An 18,358-nucleotide genomic window follows, 5' to 3' on the forward strand; every position below is an offset into this window, starting at 1 on the left:
AAAAATAACTTAAATTTATCATCAATCATTTTAAAATTCATTTGGTATAAGTTTGAAAAAAGTATTCTGAACTTATGTATAAAAACATGAAAGATCTTTCCTTTTTAAATTAACATTATGATTTCCACTAAAATTTTACTGAAGCCTAAATTAAGTTAAAAAAAATCCTTAAATAAATTAAGATTTACGATAAGAAAATACAAAATAAGTGTTTTCTTATTATGTGACTTCCCCTCACATCGAAGTGATAAGAATGCTTCACTTCATTTTTTTTTCTTAATATTATAAAAAACAAAAAAGCCCAAACAAATAAATGTTTGGGCTTTTAAATATTAATAATTTAAAACTTATTCTTGCTCTAAATATTTTTCCATAATGGTAATCGCAGATTCAGAAATTACAGTACCAGGACCAAAAATGGCTACTACTTTTCTTTCTAATAAATAATCATAATCTTGTGCAGGAATTACACCTCCAGCAAAAACCATAATATCTGGTCTTCCTAATTTTTCTAATTCAGTAATTAATTGTGGAATTAAAGTTTTGTGTCCAGCCGCTAAACTAGAGGCTCCAACAAAATGCACATCGTTTTCAACTGCTTGTTTAGCAACTTCTTCTGGCGTTTGGAATAACGATCCCATATCTACATCAAAACCTAAATCGGCAAAACTAGAAGCAACAACTTTTGCACCTCTATCATGCCCATCTTGCCCCATTTTTGCAATCATAACTCTTGGTCTACGACCTTCTATTTCTGCAAATTTATCGGTTAACCTTTGCGCTCTTGCAAATGTATCATCGTTTTTTACTTCTTTTCCGTACACTCCGCTTATTAATTTAGTATCTGCTTTATGTCTTCCAAAATGAACTTCTAAAGCATCTGATATTTCACCTAATGTAGCAAAATTTTCTGCAGCTTCCACAGCCAAAGCTAATAAATTACCTTTACCATTTCCTGCACAATCTTCTAAAGCTTTTAAATTAGCCGCAACCAAATTAGAATTACGTTCGGCTTTCATTTTATTTAAACGGGCTATTTGAGAATCTCTAACGACAGTATTGTCTATATCTAAAATTTCAATATTAGATTTTTCAGTCGTTTTAAATTTATTAACACCTACCAAAATATCTTGAGCAGAATCTAAACGCGCTTGCTTACGTGCCGAAGCTTCCTCTATACGTAATTTTGGAACTCCGGTTTCAATAGCTTTTGCCATTCCGCCTAGTTCTTCTACCTCTTCAATTAATTTCCAAGCTTTCTTCGCAATTTCTTGCGTTAAATATTCCACGTAATAAGAACCCGCCCAAGGATCAACTGACTTAGTCATTTGAGTTTCATCTTGAATAAATATCTGAGTGTTACGTGCAATTCTTGCAGAGAAATCTGTAGGTAAAGCAATGGCTTCATCCAATGCATTGGTATGTAAAGATTGCGTTCCGCCTAAAGTAGCGGCCATTGCCTCAATACAAGTTCTGGCTACATTATTAAAAGGATCTTGCTCACTTAAACTCCAACCAGAAGTCTGACTATGTGTACGCAACGCCATCGATTTTGGATTTGTGGGGTTGAACGTTTTTATAATTTTTGCCCAAAGCATACGAGCTGCACGCATCTTGGCAATTTCCATAAAATGATTCATACCAACTGCCCAAAAGAATGATAAACGTGGCGCAAATTCATCTATTTTTAAACCAGATTTTAATCCGGTTCTAATGTATTCCATTCCGTCTGCTAAGGTATATGCTAATTCAATATCTGCTGTTGCACCTGCTTCTTGCATGTGGTAACCACTAATAGAAATTGAGTTAAATTTCGGCATATTTTTAGTGGTGTAATCAAAAATATCACCTATAATTTTCATAGAAGGTGCAGGTGGATAAATATACGTGTTACGCACCATAAATTCTTTTAAAATATCATTCTGAATCGTACCAGCAAGCTGATCTAAAGAAACACCTTGTTTTTTTGCGGCTGCAATGTAAAAAGCCATAATTGGTAAAACGGCTCCATTCATGGTCATAGAAACAGACATTTTATCTAACGGAATTTGGTCGAATAAAATTTCCATATCTAAAATAGAATCTATGGCAACACCAGCTTTACCAACATCTCCCGTTACACGTGGATGATCGGAATCGTAACCACGGTGTGTCGCTAAATCAAAAGCAACGGAAAGTCCTTTTTGACCTGCTGCTAAATTTCTTCTGTAAAAAGCGTTTGACTCTTCCGCAGTAGAAAAACCTGCGTATTGACGAATCGTCCAAGGACGCATGGCATACATGGCGCTATAAGGACCTCTTAAAAAAGGTGGTACACCAGCAGCAAAACCTAAATGTTCTGCTTTGCTAATATCTTCTTTTGTAAATTGTTTTTTTACAGGGATTCCTTCAGGAGTATTCCAAACATCTTGATTCTCTGCATTTGCAGCTGTTTGCTTAACAGCTGAATTTATTTTTATATCTGAAAAATCTGGTTTCATGTGTTTCTTTTTTATTGTTTTTCAATCGTCACATGTAATCGTAAAAACGATTTCATACTTCTAAAGATTTAAAGGTTTTTTGAACTTTTTTCTGAATATTAGAAAGCACAACAAGAACATCTGTTCTCATATTTACAACACCATCTAAACCCGCAGCTGTTAATTCATCCATGTTTTTTGGAGCACCAGCTAATAGTAAGACTTTGTCTGTATCAATTGCTCTAAATGTTTTTACAAAATCGACAGCAGTTGCATTATAATCTTCATCTGAACTACAAATAACAACTACATGTGCAGCTGATTTTGCGCTTTCTTTAGCAGCAACGACAGCATCAGCGAAACTTTCTTCTTGATGTACATAAAAACCACTTACGCCAATAAAATCGTACGCAAAGGCAGCTCTTGCTTTACGCATCGTTAAGTTTCCATAACTGGCTAATTGTACAATTGGACGCACATTAGTTTCTGCTACTAATTCTTCTGTAACTCTGCGCATGGCTTCAATTTCTAAGGATGCTCTTCTTGGAGTTAACACTTTAGAATTATCTGTAATTCCTGAAGAAAGAATATTTACAGGAACTTTTTCCATTAAGTTTGGGTATTTGTTTATACCCACCATTGGAGTTCTACGCTGACTAATTAGTTTTAATTTTTGAAGTCGGATTTCAGCAATTTGCTGTTGAATGGTTTCGTTTTCAAAATTGGTATAAAAACCACCATCTGCTTCAATCGCTTTAAATAATTCTAATGCTTTTTCGGCTATCTTAGAGCTTACTTCTTCAATATAATAAGAACCATCTACAGGGTTTGAAACTTTACCAAAGTAAGATTCTTCTCTTAAAATAGTGGTAATATTACCAGCTATTCTACTTGAAAAATCGGAAGCACTTTTAAACTCCTTATCATACGCATCAATTAAAACACCATCTACATTACCTAATATTGCAGCCATTGCTTCTGTAGTACAACGTAATAAATTTGTTTCTGCATCTGTTACAGATTTACTCCAAATAGATGTTTTAGCAGTAATTGTGTTCGAAAAATCTGTAATTTGATATTTAGCAGCAACCTCAGCTAATAAATTATTAAACGCTCTAAATTTACCGATCTCTACAAAATACTCTAAACCAATGGCTAAATTGAAGTTTAGAGTATTAAAAACATCTTGAACTGCAATCTCTTTTTCTTTCAGTTTTTCTGTTAAGAAAACTAGAGAACTTAATGTATACGCTATTTCTTGAACTTGATTTGATCCAGAATCTAAATACTCCGTTCCAGAAATAGAAATTGCTTTAAAATTTGGAAAACCACTCGTTAATTTCACTAATTCTGCAGTAATATCAACAAGGTTTTCATTAAAAACACCAGTTGTTACATAACTAGAAATTAGGTCTGTATCTATATAACCTTTTAAGTTTTTACCTTTAGCAAATGCAACTAACTCCTTTGTAAAAGGGATTGCATTATTAAATAATTTAAAGGATACAGAAATCTCATTTAAATCTATTCCGTTTAAAAGCTCTTTAACAGATACATTTGTTACCATTTTAAAAATGATTCCGTTTATACCCTCTTCAATTGCTTTTATAGCTAAATCATTTCCAGATTTCCCACAACAAGCAGATACACTTCTATAGTTTACCAACGACTGTGAATTCTCTCCTGTATTTTTTAGCTGTGTAATTGAATTTTCAATAGTATAACAAGGCTGAAAATTGATACCAGTAAGGTTTTTCCATACTAGTTTTTTATCAAAATCAGCACCTTTTAAATCTGCGGTCACTCTTTCCATCCACTGTTCAGTAGAAACTGAAGAAAAATCTGAAAATAGTGCTTTCTTTTTATCGCTCATTATGTGTCAATTTTATTAATTATTTAAAAACTACAGTTCCTTAAAAATAGACTTTAAAGAACTGAATTTTCCATATATTTATTTAACCCTAATACTACTTCCAAATCTTTCAAAAATAGCTTTGTCTAATTCTTCTCTGTGATCTGGGTGCGCAATATCTCTTAGAGCTTGTGCTCGTTGTTTTAAATTTTTACCAAATAGTTCTGCAATACCATATTCTGTAGCTACAAACCTTGCATGTGCACGGGTTGTTACCACACCTGCTCCAACTTTTAACATTGGTGTAATTTTAGAAATTCCCTTATTTGTAGTTGAAGTAATTGCACAAATTGGTTTTCCTCCTTTTGATAATGCCGCTCCTCGCATAAAATCCATTTGACCACCAACACCAGAAAACATTCTTTGACCGATAGAATCTGCACAAATTTGACCTGTTAAATCTACCTCAATGGCAGAATTTATTGCTGTTACTTTTGGATTTTTACGAATTATAGACGTATCATTTACATAGGCAATGTCATTCATTTCTATTTCTGGATTATCATCCATAAAATCATATAAACGACGCGTTCCCATTGCAAAACCTGATACAATTTTATACGGATTCGTTTTCTTTTTAGATCCATTTACAATTCCTTTTTCAACTAAATCGACAATTCCTTCAGAAAACATTTCTGTATGTATACCTAAATTTTTATGGTTATGTAAAAATGTTAGAACAGCGTTAGGAATTCCTCCAATCCCCATTTGAAGTGTGGCACCATCATCTATAATTTCGGCAATATTTCTACCTATAGATTTTTCAATATCACACGGTTCTACAAATTTCATTTCATGTATTTCTTCAGAAATTTCAACACACGCATCAAAATGTTTCAAATGTATTTGTGCATCACCAAAAGTTCTTGGCATGCGAGGATTAATTTGAGCAATAACTTTTTTACCTTGCTCAATACCAGCAATAACAATATCTACCGAAACTCCTAAAGAACAAAAACCATGTTTATCTGGAGGTGATACATTTACCATTACCACATCTAGATTCATATACCCTTCACGGAATAAACTTGGTATTTCACTTAAAAAAACAGGAATATAATCTACGGTATCTCCAACCATTTTACGAATGTTTCCTCCAATAAAAAAAGCATTGGTATGAAAACTTTCTCTTAATTCTGGAGCTGTGTAACCACAAGCTCCTTCGGTATGTAAATGAACAAGCTCAACATTTCTTAATTCGGGAGCTCTAGCTACCATGGCATTTATTAAAGCCTGTGGTGTAGCCGATCCTCCTTGGATTAAAACTCTATCGTTAGATTTGATTAACTGAACAGCTTGTGCAGCTGTCATTTTATTTGGTATTTTCATATTATCAAATTTTAAAAATTGTTGTTTGTCCATTTACATACTAAAATGAACCTTCTATTTCATCATTTATCCTAAGAAACTTAAAATAATACCTGCAGCAATTGCAGAACCTATTACACCAGCAACATTTGGCGCCATAGCATGCATTAATAAGTAATTACTTGGGTCAGATTTTAAGCCTTCAATATGCACTACACGAGCACTATCTGGAACCGCTGAAACTCCTGCTGCACCAATTAAAGGGTTTATTTTATTACCTTCTTTTAAAAATCTATTCATAAATTTAGCAAACAGTAAACCTCCACAAGTAGCAATTACAAATGATACGGCTCCTAAACCAAAAATTAATAATGAATCTTTTGTAATAAAGATATCTGCTTGTGTAGAGGCACCAACAGTAACACCTAATAAAATAGTTACAATATCAATTAACTTCGTTCTTGCTGTATCTGCTAATCTTTCTGTTTTACCAGATTCTTTTAATAAATTACCAAAGAATAACATCCCTAATAATGGTAATGCACTCGGAGAAATAAACGTTGTTAAAATTAAAGCTACTACAGGAAAAATCATTTTTTCTTTTTGAGTAACAGCTCTTGGTGGTTTCATTTTAATTTTTCTATCCTCTTTAGAGATTAACATTCTCATTAAAGGAGGTTGAATTACAGGAACCAAAGCCATATAAGAATAGGCTGCAATAGCAATAGGGCCAATAAGATTTTTTACCGTGGTACCATCTGGCAATATATTAATACCATTAGCTAATTTTGATGAAAGGAAAATTGCTGTAGGACCATCTGCTCCACCAATAATACCAATTGCACCTGCTTCTGGAAGGTTAAAACCTAAATATAAAGCTCCCATAAAGGTTGCAAATACACCAATTTGTGCAGCTGCTCCTAAAAGCATTAATTTTGGGTTTGCAATTAAAGAGGAAAAGTCTGTCATTGCTCCTATCCCTAAGAAAATTAGCGGCGGATAAATTCCTTTTACTACTCCAAAATAGAGATAGTTTAATACAGATCCGGTTTCATAAATACCTGTTTGGTTTCCGGCCACAAAAGGGATATTTCCTAAAATAACACCGGTACCAATAGGAATTAGTAGTAGAGGTTCATAATCGAATTTAATACCTAAGTAGATAAATGTAATTCCTATTACAATCATTATTAAGTTTCCAGAGGTTGAATTTGCAAACCCGGTATAACTATAAAATGTTTTTATTCCTTTAAATGCTCCTTCAAAAACACTCACTTCTTGTGGTGCTTTATCAACTTGCGTTGTAGTAACCGTAGCGCTGTCTATGGAGTCTGGGTTAGCATCTGAGCTTAATCCTAAAACTGGTCTAATAAAGATCAATAAAGATAAAACGCAGAATATTAAAATTACTTTTTTCATATTTCGTGTTTATTCTAGTTCTATCATTAATTCATCATGCAGTACTTGTTGCCCTACACTAATCTTTATGGCGGTAATAGTACCTGCCTTTTCACAGACAATACTATTTTCCATTTTCATAGCTTCTAAAACAAGCATTCTATCCCCTACTTTTAGTGTATCGCCAACTTTTACATCAATAGATAGTACAACTCCTGGTATAGGTGCAACAATTCTTGTTTTTGCAGATTTTGGATTTACTTGTAATGGTGCAGAAGGTTGTTTAGATGCAGATCTAATTAATGTAGGTGTTTTTGTTTTCTTCACCTCTTCTTGCATTTTTACTTCATAAGACGTACCATTAACTTCTAAGTTAATAATATTATCTTCATGAGATTTTATAGTAACGGTATAGCCGTTTTCGTTTACTTTAAATTTATAGCTTTTCATTTGTTATAATCTATTTTGAATTCCGTAAATTTTAGAACTCCATGGTGAATACGTTTTTTTAACTTGTTTTATGGTTAAAATTGCGCTTTCATGGTCGTGTTGTTCACTTGTATACATATGTACTGCAGCACCAATAACCGCAGAAATTTCACCAGTAAAATTATGATCTCCTTTTACTTTTATTTCACTGATTTTCTTATCCTTTCCTTTGGTAATTATTTTGTACACATAAAGCATTACAGGCAATCCATAGTTAAAGAAAAGTGCTAGTACTACTAACGCACTAAAAACAATGAATAACCCTGTAAATAAAATAACGTAGCCTTCATTGATATTGCTGGTATTTAAAAATATGTTTGTCATTATAATGGAATGTTTGAGTGTTTTTTTGGAGGATTTACATCTTTTTTATTTTGAAGTAATTCTAATGCTCTAATAATTCTGAAACGCGTGTTTCTTGGCTCTATAACATCGTCTATAAATCCGTATTTTGCTGCCATGTATGGATTTGCAAACTTGGCAGTGTACTCATCCTCTTTTTTCTGAATGTACTCTTGTTTTTCATCTGCATCTTCTATTTTTCGAATATTAGATCCTTCTAAAACTTCTACAGCTCCCTTGGCTCCCATTACAGCAATTTCTGCGGTTGGCCACGCATAATTTACATCACCTCGTAATTGCTTACAACTCATTACATCATGCGCTCCACCATAAGATTTACGTAAAGTAATTGTTACTTTAGGTACAGTTGCTTCTCCATAAGCGAATAGTAATTTTGCCCCGTGTAAAATAATTCCGCCGTATTCTTGACCTGTTCCTGGTAAGAAACCTGGTACATCAACTAAGGTTACAATAGGAATATTAAAAGCATCGCAAAAACGAACAAATCGTGCTGCTTTTCTTGAAGCATCAATGTCTAAAACACCTGCATAATATTTAGGTTGATTGGCAACAATCCCAACCGGACGACCATTAAATCTAGCAAAACCGACACAGATATTTCTAGCATAATTTCTGTGCACTTCCGTAAATTCTCCATTATCTGTAAGGATTGAAATTACATCTACAATATCATAAGGTTGATTTGGGTTTTCTGGAATAATCTCATTTAAAGCATCTTCTAAACGATCAATAGGATCGTTACAAGGTAAAATAGGTGCTTCTTCTAAATTATTTGAAGGCAAGTAACTTAATAACTTACGCACTAATAATAAATTTTCTTCATCATTTGCAGCTAAAAAATGAGAAACGCCAGATCTAGTAGAATGAATTTTAGCGCCACCTAATTCTTCTGCCGTTACAACCTCTCCAGTAACGGTTTTTACCACTTTAGGGCCTGTAACAAACATATAACTTGTATTTTCGGTCATAATTGTAAAGTCTGTTAATGCCGGTGAATACACAGCACCACCAGCACAAGGACCTAAAATTGAAGAAATTTGAGGAATTACCCCAGAAGCCATAATATTTCTTTGAAAAATCTCTGCATAACCCGCTAAAGATCTAACTCCTTCTTGAATACGCGCTCCACCAGAATCATTTAAACCAATTACTGGCACACCAATTTTCATTGCCATATCCATTACCTTGCATATTTTTAAAGCATAAGTTTCAGATAAAGAACCACCGAATACCGTAAAATCTTGTGCAAATACATATACAATTCTTCCGTCTATTGTACCATGTCCGGTAACAACACCATCAGAAAGATAAATTTGTTTATCCAATCCAAAAGATTTTGTTCTGTGTGTTACAAACATATCAAACTCTTCAAAACTATCATCGTCTAAAAGAATATCTATACGTTCACGTGCAGTTAATTTACCTTTAGCATGCTGAGAATCTATACGTTTTTCTCCACCACCCATTTTAGCTTCCGCTCTTTTTTCAATGAGTTCGTTAATTTTATCTTGATTTGCCATTTTTATATAAGTATTTTCTTTTAAAATTATTCTTTAGAACAAAGTTCTGTAAGTACGCCCAAGGTAGATTTTGGATGAAGAAAGCCAATGTTTAGTCCTTCTGCTCCTTTTCTTGAGACTTTATCAATAAGTTTAACGCCACGTTGTTCTGCAGTTTTTAATGCTTCTGTTGCATTTGGTACCGCAAAGGCTATATGATGAATACCTGGTCCTTTTTTCTCTATAAATTTACCAATTGGACCGTCTGGAGACGTGCTTTCTAGTAGTTCTATTTTTGTGCTACCTACCAAAAAAAAGGCTGTCTTCACTTTCTGATCGACAACCTCTTCTATAGAATAACATTTTAAACCTAAAACTTCTTCGTAATATTTTATGGATTCCTCTAAATTATTAACAGCAATACCTAAATGCTCTATATGTGAAATATTCATAATTTTGATGTTTTAATTTCATCAAATTTAGCATACATCTATATTTTATAATATGATAGTTGTCATATTCATAGATTATTACAACTTATTTTAAGTTAAATTAAGGAATTGAAAAAAATAGTGTTTTTGTTTATTTTCTAATTTTAAATTATATCTTTTAAGAAAGTAGGCAGATACTGTCCTTAAATTAACAAATTATCATTTTAATATTTTATTTATGCAAAAATTATTACAACGCTAATAAAAAGCAATAATATATATGTATTAATAAGGATATTCTGTTGTTTTATTACTAAATTTATAAAAAATAAAAGTATTTTAAAACGATCTTAAAAATAGATTTATTATGAAGCTATAATGCTTTTTTGAATCTCTTTTTTATTGTAAATTTCAAGGTATTTAGAATAATAAATACCTAAATTTGCCGGCGTTTTTTTTCGCTTTAGTTTGAAAGGTTAAGTAAGGTTAACTAAGTAATTTGCACTCATAACATAAATGTATACATGGCATTAAAAATCGTAATATCACACAAGACAACTTATAAATATGATAGAAAAGTATCATTATCTCCTCATATTTTTAGGCTAAGACCAGCACCTCACTCCAGAACACCTATAGAATCTTATTCTATTAAAATTACGCCAGAAGAGCAATTCTTTAACTGGCAACAAGATCCTTTTGGAAATTATGTAGCGCGTTTGGTTTTTCCTGAGAAAACAGATGAAATGTCTATTGATGTTGAGATTATAGCCGATTTAAAAACGATCAATCCTTTTGATTTCTTTATTGAAGAGTATGCAGAAGAATATCCTTTTGTATATACAGAAACTGTAAAAAAAGAATTACAACCTTATTTAGAAATTACAGATAAGGGGAAGCTTTTAGAAGAGTTTATAAAAACATTAGATTACACACCAAGAAAAACCATTTATTTTCTAATTGACATCAATCAGAAAATTTATGAGTTTTTAAATTATAATATTAGAATGGACCCGGGTGTTCAAAGTTGTGAAGAAACTTTGGGGCAGAAAAACGGTTCTTGTAGAGATTATGCCTGGTTATTTGTACAGACTTTACGTCACTTAGGTTTTGGAGCACGTTTTGTTTCTGGTTATTTAGTACAATTAAAATCAGACGAAAAATCATTAGACGGTCCTTCTGGACCTGAAGAAGATTTTACAGACTTACATGCTTGGGCAGAAGTTTATTTACCAGGTGCTGGTTGGATTGGTTTCGATGCCACTTCTGGTCTTTTAGCAAGTGAAGGTCATATTCCGTTAGCCTGTACACCTTCTTTTGAAAGTGCCGCACCCGTTTCTGGAATGACAGATAAATGTGAAACTGAATTCTTTTTTGAAAACAAAGTAACTAGAATTTTAGAATCTCCAAGAGTTACAAAACCGTATACAGAAGAACAATGGGACGCTGTTTACAAACTTGGTAATAAAGTAGAAAAACAACTCGAAAAAGGAGATGTTCGTTTAACAATGGGTGGCGAACCTACCTTTATTTCTATTGATGATTTAGAGTCTCCGGAGTGGAATACTGCTGCAGATGGACCAAATAAAAGAAAACTAGCAGGCGATTTAACCAAAGGTTTATATGATAAATTTGGTAACGGAGCTGTTTTACATCATGCACAAGGAAAATGGTATCCTGGAGAACCTTTACCAAGATGGCAAATAGAAATTTGTTGGCGTAAAGATGGTAGACCTATTTGGTACAATAAAAAGTTTTTATCCAGCTATGCTGATAATCCTATTGTTCCAGAAAATTCTGATAAATTATTTTTAGAAACACTTTCTAAGTATTTACGTGTTTCTACAGAACATATTCTTCCTAGTTACGAAGACCCATTTTATCATTTATGGGAACAAGGAAATTTACCGATAGATATAGATCCTGCAAAGGATAAAGACGGTTCTTTAGCACGTAAAAAATTACATGAAATTTATGAAAAAGGCGCATCAACACCTGTTGGTCATTTACTGCCTTTAAATAAAACAGAAGATAAATGGTTTACAAGTGCTTGGACTTTTAGAAGACAACATATCTTTTTAACTCCAGGGAATTCTCCTATGGGATTAAGATTGCCTTTAGATTCATTAATGGAAAAACCAGAACATGAGGTTTTTCCTATTTATGAACCAGATTTGTTTTCTAAAAAGAAACGCTTACCTAGTTTTAAAAATATTGTAAAGAAAAGGTATCAAGAATTTTTAGATTATGGTTTAGAATTAAATCAGCCTAACTATTTTGTACGTACTGCACTTTGTGCAGAAATTAGAGAAGGTAAATTATATTTATTTTTACCGCCTTTAGAAACGGCAGAAATGTTTTTAGATTTAATTGCTGCCATAGAACTTACCGCAAGAGAATTAAATGTACCTGTTATTATGGAAGGTTATGAACCGCCAAAAGACAACAGATTAGAATCTCTTAAAATAACACCAGATCCTGCTGTTATTGAGGTAAATGTACATCCGGTTACCAACTGGCAAGATTTGTGTAAAAACACATTTACTTTTTATGATGAAGCTAAAAAAGCAAGATTAGGTACAGAAAAGTTTATGTTAGATGGTAAACACACCGGAACTGGTGGAGGAAACCATGTTACTTTAGGAGGTACTACTCCAGCAGATAGTCCTTTATTACGTAAACCAAGTTTATTGCGTAGTTTATTAACTTTTTGGCAACATCACCCAGGTTTAACCTATTTATTTTCTGGATCATTTGTTGGTCCAACAAGTCAGGCACCAAGAGTAGATGAAGCACGATTAGATAATTTATACGAGTTAGAAATTGCGTTTAATCAAATTCCGAAAGATGGCGAAGTTCCTTTTTGGTTAACAGATAGATTGTTTAGACATTTATTAACCGATTTAACAGGAAACACGCACAGAGCAGAGTTTTGTATCGATAAATTATACTCTCCAGATTCTTCTACAGGAAGATTAGGTATTTTAGAATTACGTGGATTTGATATGCCACCACACCCTAAAATGAGTTTGGTACAAATGTTATTGGTTAGAACTTTGGTTGCTTGGTTCTGGAAAAAACCTTACGAACATAATTTAGTCCGTTGGGGAACAGAATTGCACGATAAATTTTTAATAGAACATTACGTAAGAGAAGATGTTAAAGATATTGTAGACCAATTAAATAAAGCGGGTTACGAATTTAAAGAAGATTGGTTCGATCCATTTTTCGAATTTAGATTCCCATTACATGGGATGGTAGACATTAATAATATTCATTTAGAATTAAGAGCAGGTATAGAACCTTGGAATGTTTTAGGTGAAGAAATGACTGGTGGAGGAACTGCAAGATATGTAGATTCTTCATTGGAAAGATTACAAGTAAAAGTTTCTAATTTTAACGAAGACCGTTTTGCATTAAGTTGTAACGGCGTTAAGGTACAATTAAATAAAACAGGTGTTCATGGAGAATATGTAGCAGGTGTTCGTTATAAAGCTTGGGATCCGTTTTCTGCTTTACACCCAACAATTCCGGTAGATACTCCTTTAGTTTTTGATATTGTAGATACTTGGAATAAACGTTCTATTGGAGGTTGTACTTATTTTGTTGCGCATCCAGGAGGAAGATCTTATGATGAATATCCAGTAAATAGTTATGAAGCAGAATCGAGACGAATTAATCGTTTCTGGGAGTTTGGACATACACAAGGTGAAATTGATCCTGTGGAAAGTATCAACCCAAATACAGAAAGCACTAGTAGAAGTGTAGAAACCAACAGTAGTTCTAAGCGATTTAAGTTTAAAGAATTACCTGTTAATTTTGAATTTCCTTACACCCTAGATTTAAGAAAAAAGTAGGGGAATTTATTATAGGTAGCATGAAATATGACGATAGAAGAAAACCAGATAGAAAAAACAATCTTACACGATTATTTTTTAAATAAAAGTAAATATGATGAATTATTAATCTCTAAAATGGAAGACACATCAGATTGGAAAGTTTTATTAGACAATTTACAAAAAATTGGACCTAAAAAATTAGCTTCTAAACAAGTTGATATAGATTGGTTATTGGCAGAAAATGGTGTTACCTATAATGTATATAACGATCCTAAAGGATTAAATAGACCTTGGAATTTAAACGTAGTTCCGTTTATAATTCATCAGAAAGAATGGAGCGAAATTGAAAAAGGAATTCAACAAAGATCTGAAATATTAAACCTTATTTTAAAAGATTTATACGGGAAACGTGAATTGCTTAAAAACGGAATTATTCCGCCCGAAGTAATTTACGCGCATCGTGGTTTTTTACGTTCTTGTGATCAAATTGAATATAAAACAGCAAAACAATTACTGGTACATGCTGTAGATTTAGCTAGAGGTCCGGATGGACGTATGTGGGTTGTAAATGATAGAACACAGGCGCCTTCGGGAATGGGATATGCTTTAGAAAATAGATTTTCTACAACTAAAATTATTCCTGAAATATATAAGCATGTAAACGTTAGACAACCTTCTACTTTTTTTAATGATTTTAACAAATTATTATTGAGTGTAGCTCCGTCTAATACAGAGAACCCAATGGTGGTTATTTTAACACCTGGTCCACATAATGAAACCTATTTCGAACATTCTTATTTGTCTTCATTTTTAGGTCATCCTTTGGTAAAAGGGAATGATTTAGTAGTAAGACATGGTAAGGTTTGGTTAAAATCTTTAAAAGGATTAAAACAAGTTGATGTTATTTTAAGACGTGTAGACGATAGCTTTATGGATCCTCTAGAATTAAGAGAAGATTCTTATTTAGGAGTTGCTGGTTTATTAGAAGTGGTTCGTTTACAGAACGTTGCTATCGTAAACCCTATTGGAAGTGGTGTTTTAGAAAACCCTGCTTTAATTCCGTTTATGGAGAATATTTGCAAATTTTTCTTAAAAGAAAAGTTAATTCTACCTCAAATTGCTTCTTGGTGGTGCGGACAAGAAAAAGAAAGAAAACATGTTTTAGAAGATTTACCTTCTTATGTAGTAAAAAGAATAGACAGATCACATAGAGAACATATCTATTTTTGTGAGTTTTTAAGCAAAGAAGAATTAAAGGAACTAAAAGAAGAAATTTTAGAAAACCCAAATAGATTTGTAGCACAAGAAAAAATATCTTTTTCTACAGCTCCTAATTTTATTGATGATAAATTAGAACCTCGTAAAATTGTGTGTAGGACTTTTTCTATAGCAAAACAAGATAGTTATAGCGTTATGCCTGGTGGTTTAGTTAGAGTTGCCACAGAACGTGAAGAGCTTTTTGTATCTAATCAGCGAGGAGGAACTAGTAAAGATTTTTGGATTGTTAGTGATAAAAAACAAAATTACTTACAAAACTATTCTTGGAATAAAAGTGTTTCCAATCAGGCAGAAAGTATTAATGACGTACCTAGTAATACTGCCGAAAACCTATATTGGTCTGGTAGATATTTGGGTCGAACTTTATTTACAGCAAGGTATTTACGTATGGTTTTAAACCAAATGACGCATGTACAATATAATGATGAAAGAAAATCTGAATCTGAAAGTTTAAAAATATTATTTCAATCTATTACAAACATTACTTCTACGTTTCCTGGTTTTACAGGAGAAAATGAAGAAGAAGCATTAAAGAATCCTCTTAAAGAATTAAAGTCGCTTACTTTAGATAACCAAAGAATTGGAGGTTTTGCGCAATCTATGCAGAGTTTTAACAACTCTTATTATTCTCTTAGAAACCTATGGTCTAAAGATATGTGGCGTGTTTTTGATGGAATTCAGAAACAACTTACAAAACTTAAAGAAGAAAAGGTTTACACTATTTCTACTTTATCTAAGTTCTTTGATAAAATAATTACAAGATTGATTGCTTTTATGGCTTTGTCAGAAGAAAGTATATTAGTAAGACAAGGACTTCTACTCTACTTTATTGGTTTGCAAATAGAACAAGCATCTATGACTATAGAGAAATTTAGGTCTTTAATTATTGTAAATTATAATGAGGAATTAGAGTATGAAGTTTTAGAATCACTTTTAAATAGTCACGAAAGTTTAAACATTTATAGATACAGTTACAAGTCTTATCTAAGTATAGAAAACGTCTTAAAGTTATTACTTTTAGATAAAGAATATTCTAGATCTTTAATGTATCAAGTAAAAAGGATTAAGAAAGATATTGATAAGTTACCGAATACAAGTACATCTGTAGAAATGACTATTTGTCAAAAAAACATTAATACGGTAATTCAAAAAATTGAAAGTTTATCGCTAGAAGAAATTCTAGAAATTGATGAAGCATCTAATATGCGTAAAAAGTTAGACAACTTACTGTCTGATTTAAGTGATTTATTACACTTAACATCTTTATCTGTTTCAGACACTTACTTTAACCACTCTCAGCAACAAAAACAGTTGGTAGATAGAAAAATTTCTAATTAATATGATTTTTGATCTTTGGCACAAAACAAAATATAGTTATGAAAACGGTGCTTCCTTTTGTCATAATATAACCACTTTAAAGCCTAAAAGTTTTAAAGGACAAACTGTTTTAGAGTATGCGTTAGAAATTAGTCCAGAACCTACTGATATTTCAGAAAGACTCGATTTTTTTGGAAATACGGTTACTCGTTTTTCTATTCAGCAAAGTCATGAAGAACTAGTTGTTATTGCACGTAGTAAAGTTTCTAGAGATTATGATATACAAATAGAAGGACAAAATTTAACTGAAGGAAAAAAAGTTACTATAGAAGAAGCGCTTAAATTATTAAAAGGAACACAACCAGACATTATTGAAGCGAGACAATTTGTTTTAGGATCTCCTTTAATTTCGGATATGAGTGCTGTAATTAAAGAATATGCATTGGTTTCTTTTAAACCAGAAAGATCTTTGTATGAAGCTTCTTACGAGTTAATGCAACGAATTTTTACAGATTTCGATTTTGTTTCTGGCTTTACAAACATTGCAACGCCATTAAAAGTAGTCATGAAAGAGAAAAAAGGTGTTTGTCAAGATTTTGCTCAAATAGCCATTGCTTGTGTTAGGTCTATGGGATTACCTGCCAGATATGTTAGTGGATATATAGAAACACTACCACCAGAAGGAAAAGAAAAACTGATTGGTACAGATGCTTCTCATGCTTGGTTTTCTGTGTTTATCCCAACTTTAGGTTGGATAGATTTTGACCCAACCAACAACCAAATACCAAAAAACCAACATATAGTTGTTGCTCACGGTAGAGATTATTATGATGTTCCGCCATTAAAAGGAGTTATTTATAGTACTGGTAAAAGTAAAATGGATGTAGCTGTAGATTTAAGACCTGCCAAAAATCATCAAAGTCAAAGCCAGAGTCAGTCTTAAACTTTAAAAAAAATAAAACTAAATAAAACCTCAAAGCATTTAAAAACTTTGAGGTTTATTGTTTTAAATTATTCACTTAAATAGACAATTATTTCTTTTGTGAGATTTATTGCTTTTGAGTTTGTTTTTTTACTTCAGGAGCCACTTTAACATCTGGTTTAATTATAGCATCTGAAATATTAAAGTAATTCTCTTCTAGTTTATCAGCAATTAAAACTAAATGTTCAATTAAATCTGCAATAAATTCTTCTATATTATCTTCAATATCAGTAATAAGTTTATACTCAAAATCAGCCTTCATTTTACCAATTAAAAAAGCCGCAGAATCATCTTTTATTTGTCTGTTTTTAGAAATAATACAGATGTATTTGTAAATTTGATACAAACAACTTTTTATAGATCTTGGGCATTTTCCGTTTAAAATAATAAACTCTAATGTAGTTTTTCTAGAAGGTGTTTTTTTATAGAAACTACGCATCATATCATGTGTAGATACACATTTTAAAAGCGTTGACCATTGGTAACTACCATCTATAACGTCTCCATAAATTTCTTTAGCTGCCGCAACATCACTTAATTTAGAATTAATAATTCTTGATACTTGTATTGCTCTTTCTAAATATACACCTAACATAATAATGGCGTATACTTCATCATGCAAAAGCGTACCTTTAATTTTACTTCTTACTTCTGAAGCAGATTGCGTTACCATAGAAGTAAACTCATACAAACCGCTTTTTACAAATTTTTCAATTGGATATCCTTTAAAACTATGATTAATTCTATTGATACATTCAAATAATTCTGTAGAAATTAAATCTCTAGAGCTTCTTGCATTTTCATGCGCATTAATAAAGGTATTTACAATAGAATACGGTTGCTCTAAATTTAGACCAACATTAAATAAAACAGCTTCTTCTTCTAATGTAATATCTGCATCTATAATTTCGTTTGCAGACATGTACATTACAGATCTTAATACAAATTGTCTAGATTGAGATAATTCATCTGGTGCATCTAAAGAAGAAAAGTAATTGACGTTTAAAAACCTTGCCAAGTGCTCTGAACGTTCAATATATCTTCCCATCCAAAAAAGGTTATTGGCTACTCTTGCTAACATAT

At 32.2% G+C, this 18,358-nt stretch carries 12 protein-coding genes; 3 read left to right on the forward strand and 9 right to left on the reverse strand.

Translation table 11 applies throughout. From position 1 onward, the window contains the following. Positions 1–347 precede the first annotated feature (347 nt). The 8 genes from scpA to mce all read right to left on the reverse strand — a co-directional run bounded on the left by scpA (position 348) and on the right by mce (position 9,880). Positions 348–2,480 carry a methylmalonyl-CoA mutase gene (scpA, locus tag GQS58_RS15045; protein ID WP_166387386.1) on the reverse strand — a complete coding sequence of 711 codons (2,133 nt, stop codon included), beginning with the start codon at positions 2,478–2,480 and terminating at the stop codon, positions 348–350. 52 nt (positions 2,481–2,532) lie between these two features. Next, complete coding sequence (locus GQS58_RS15050; protein WP_166387388.1) at positions 2,533–4,332, reverse strand: methylmalonyl-CoA mutase family protein; 1,800 nt, start codon at positions 4,330–4,332, stop codon at positions 2,533–2,535. Positions 4,333–4,410: 78 nt separating this feature from the next. Next, complete coding sequence (locus GQS58_RS15055) at positions 4,411–5,700, reverse strand: acetyl-CoA hydrolase/transferase family protein (RefSeq protein ID WP_166387390.1); 1,290 nt, start codon at positions 5,698–5,700, stop codon at positions 4,411–4,413. Positions 5,701–5,766: 66 nt separating this feature from the next. After that, a complete protein-coding gene (locus GQS58_RS15060) occupies positions 5,767–7,098 on the reverse strand; it encodes a sodium ion-translocating decarboxylase subunit beta (RefSeq protein WP_166387392.1) in 1,332 nt (443 codons plus the stop codon). A 9-nt stretch (positions 7,099–7,107) separates the two neighbouring features. Continuing rightward, complete coding sequence (locus GQS58_RS15065; protein ID WP_166387394.1) at positions 7,108–7,527, reverse strand: biotin/lipoyl-containing protein; 420 nt, start codon at positions 7,525–7,527, stop codon at positions 7,108–7,110. A 3-nt stretch (positions 7,528–7,530) separates the two neighbouring features. Further along, complete coding sequence (locus tag GQS58_RS15070; RefSeq protein WP_166387396.1) at positions 7,531–7,890, reverse strand: OadG family protein; 360 nt, start codon at positions 7,888–7,890, stop codon at positions 7,531–7,533. Beyond that, the gene (locus tag GQS58_RS15075; protein ID WP_166387398.1) at positions 7,890–9,449 is read right to left on the reverse strand and encodes an acyl-CoA carboxylase subunit beta; all 1,560 of its coding nucleotides are present in this window, start codon (positions 9,447–9,449) and stop codon (positions 7,890–7,892) included. Before GQS58_RS15075 ends, GQS58_RS15070 begins: the two co-directional genes overlap by 1 nt. Before the next feature lie 26 nt (positions 9,450–9,475). Continuing rightward, the gene (mce, locus tag GQS58_RS15080) at positions 9,476–9,880 is read right to left on the reverse strand and encodes a methylmalonyl-CoA epimerase (RefSeq protein ID WP_166387400.1); all 405 of its coding nucleotides are present in this window, start codon (positions 9,878–9,880) and stop codon (positions 9,476–9,478) included. A 503-nt stretch (positions 9,881–10,383) separates the two neighbouring features. On the opposite strand from mce, the gene GQS58_RS15085 reads away from it, so the two are divergent. The 3 genes from GQS58_RS15085 to GQS58_RS15095 are packed head-to-tail and all read left to right on the forward strand — an operon-like array spanning position 10,384 to position 17,236. Further along, the gene (locus GQS58_RS15085; RefSeq protein WP_166387402.1) at positions 10,384–13,716 is read left to right on the forward strand and encodes a DUF2126 domain-containing protein; all 3,333 of its coding nucleotides are present in this window, start codon (positions 10,384–10,386) and stop codon (positions 13,714–13,716) included. Between the two features lie 27 nt (positions 13,717–13,743). Next, positions 13,744–16,314 (forward strand): circularly permuted type 2 ATP-grasp protein, encoded by a 2,571-nt coding sequence (locus GQS58_RS15090; RefSeq protein WP_166387404.1) that lies wholly within the window; start codon positions 13,744–13,746, stop codon positions 16,312–16,314. 1 nt (position 16,315) lies between these two features. Continuing rightward, on the forward strand, positions 16,316–17,236 hold the full coding sequence (locus tag GQS58_RS15095) for a transglutaminase N-terminal domain-containing protein (protein ID WP_166387406.1): 921 nt from the start codon (positions 16,316–16,318) through the stop codon (positions 17,234–17,236). A gap of 106 nt (positions 17,237–17,342) precedes the next feature. On the opposite strand, the gene GQS58_RS15100 is transcribed toward GQS58_RS15095, so the two are convergent. After that, the gene (locus GQS58_RS15100; protein WP_166387408.1) at positions 17,343–18,356 is read right to left on the reverse strand and encodes an alpha-E domain-containing protein; all 1,014 of its coding nucleotides are present in this window, start codon (positions 18,354–18,356) and stop codon (positions 17,343–17,345) included. Between the last annotated feature and the right edge of the window lie 2 nt (positions 18,357–18,358).

Origin of the sequence: Polaribacter sp. 11A2H (genome assembly GCF_011379025.1) — a bacterium.
Lineage (GTDB): Bacteria > Bacteroidota > Bacteroidia > Flavobacteriales > Flavobacteriaceae > Polaribacter.

Excerpts from the sequence above, each read along its gene's own strand:
- GQS58_RS15050 (WP_166387388.1), bottom strand. The coding sequence starts at position 4,332 with ATGAGCGATAAAAAGAAAGCACTATTTTCAGATTTTTCTTCAGTTTCT.
- GQS58_RS15085 (WP_166387402.1), top strand. The coding sequence starts at position 10,384 with ATGGCATTAAAAATCGTAATATCACACAAGACAACTTATAAATATGAT.
- scpA (WP_166387386.1), bottom strand. The coding sequence starts at position 2,480 with ATGAAACCAGATTTTTCAGATATAAAAATAAATTCAGCTGTTAAGCAA.
- mce (WP_166387400.1), bottom strand. The coding sequence starts at position 9,880 with ATGAATATTTCACATATAGAGCATTTAGGTATTGCTGTTAATAATTTA.
- GQS58_RS15070 (WP_166387396.1), bottom strand. The coding sequence starts at position 7,890 with ATGACAAACATATTTTTAAATACCAGCAATATCAATGAAGGCTACGTT.
- GQS58_RS15065 (WP_166387394.1), bottom strand. The coding sequence starts at position 7,527 with ATGAAAAGCTATAAATTTAAAGTAAACGAAAACGGCTATACCGTTACT.
- GQS58_RS15100 (WP_166387408.1), bottom strand. The coding sequence starts at position 18,356 with ATGTTAGCAAGAGTAGCCAATAACCTTTTTTGGATGGGAAGATATATT.
- GQS58_RS15060 (WP_166387392.1), bottom strand. The coding sequence starts at position 7,098 with ATGAAAAAAGTAATTTTAATATTCTGCGTTTTATCTTTATTGATCTTT.
- GQS58_RS15055 (WP_166387390.1), bottom strand. The coding sequence starts at position 5,700 with ATGAAAATACCAAATAAAATGACAGCTGCACAAGCTGTTCAGTTAATC.
- GQS58_RS15075 (WP_166387398.1), bottom strand. The coding sequence starts at position 9,449 with ATGGCAAATCAAGATAAAATTAACGAACTCATTGAAAAAAGAGCGGAA.
- GQS58_RS15095 (WP_166387406.1), top strand. The coding sequence starts at position 16,316 with ATGATTTTTGATCTTTGGCACAAAACAAAATATAGTTATGAAAACGGT.
- GQS58_RS15090 (WP_166387404.1), top strand. The coding sequence starts at position 13,744 with ATGACGATAGAAGAAAACCAGATAGAAAAAACAATCTTACACGATTAT.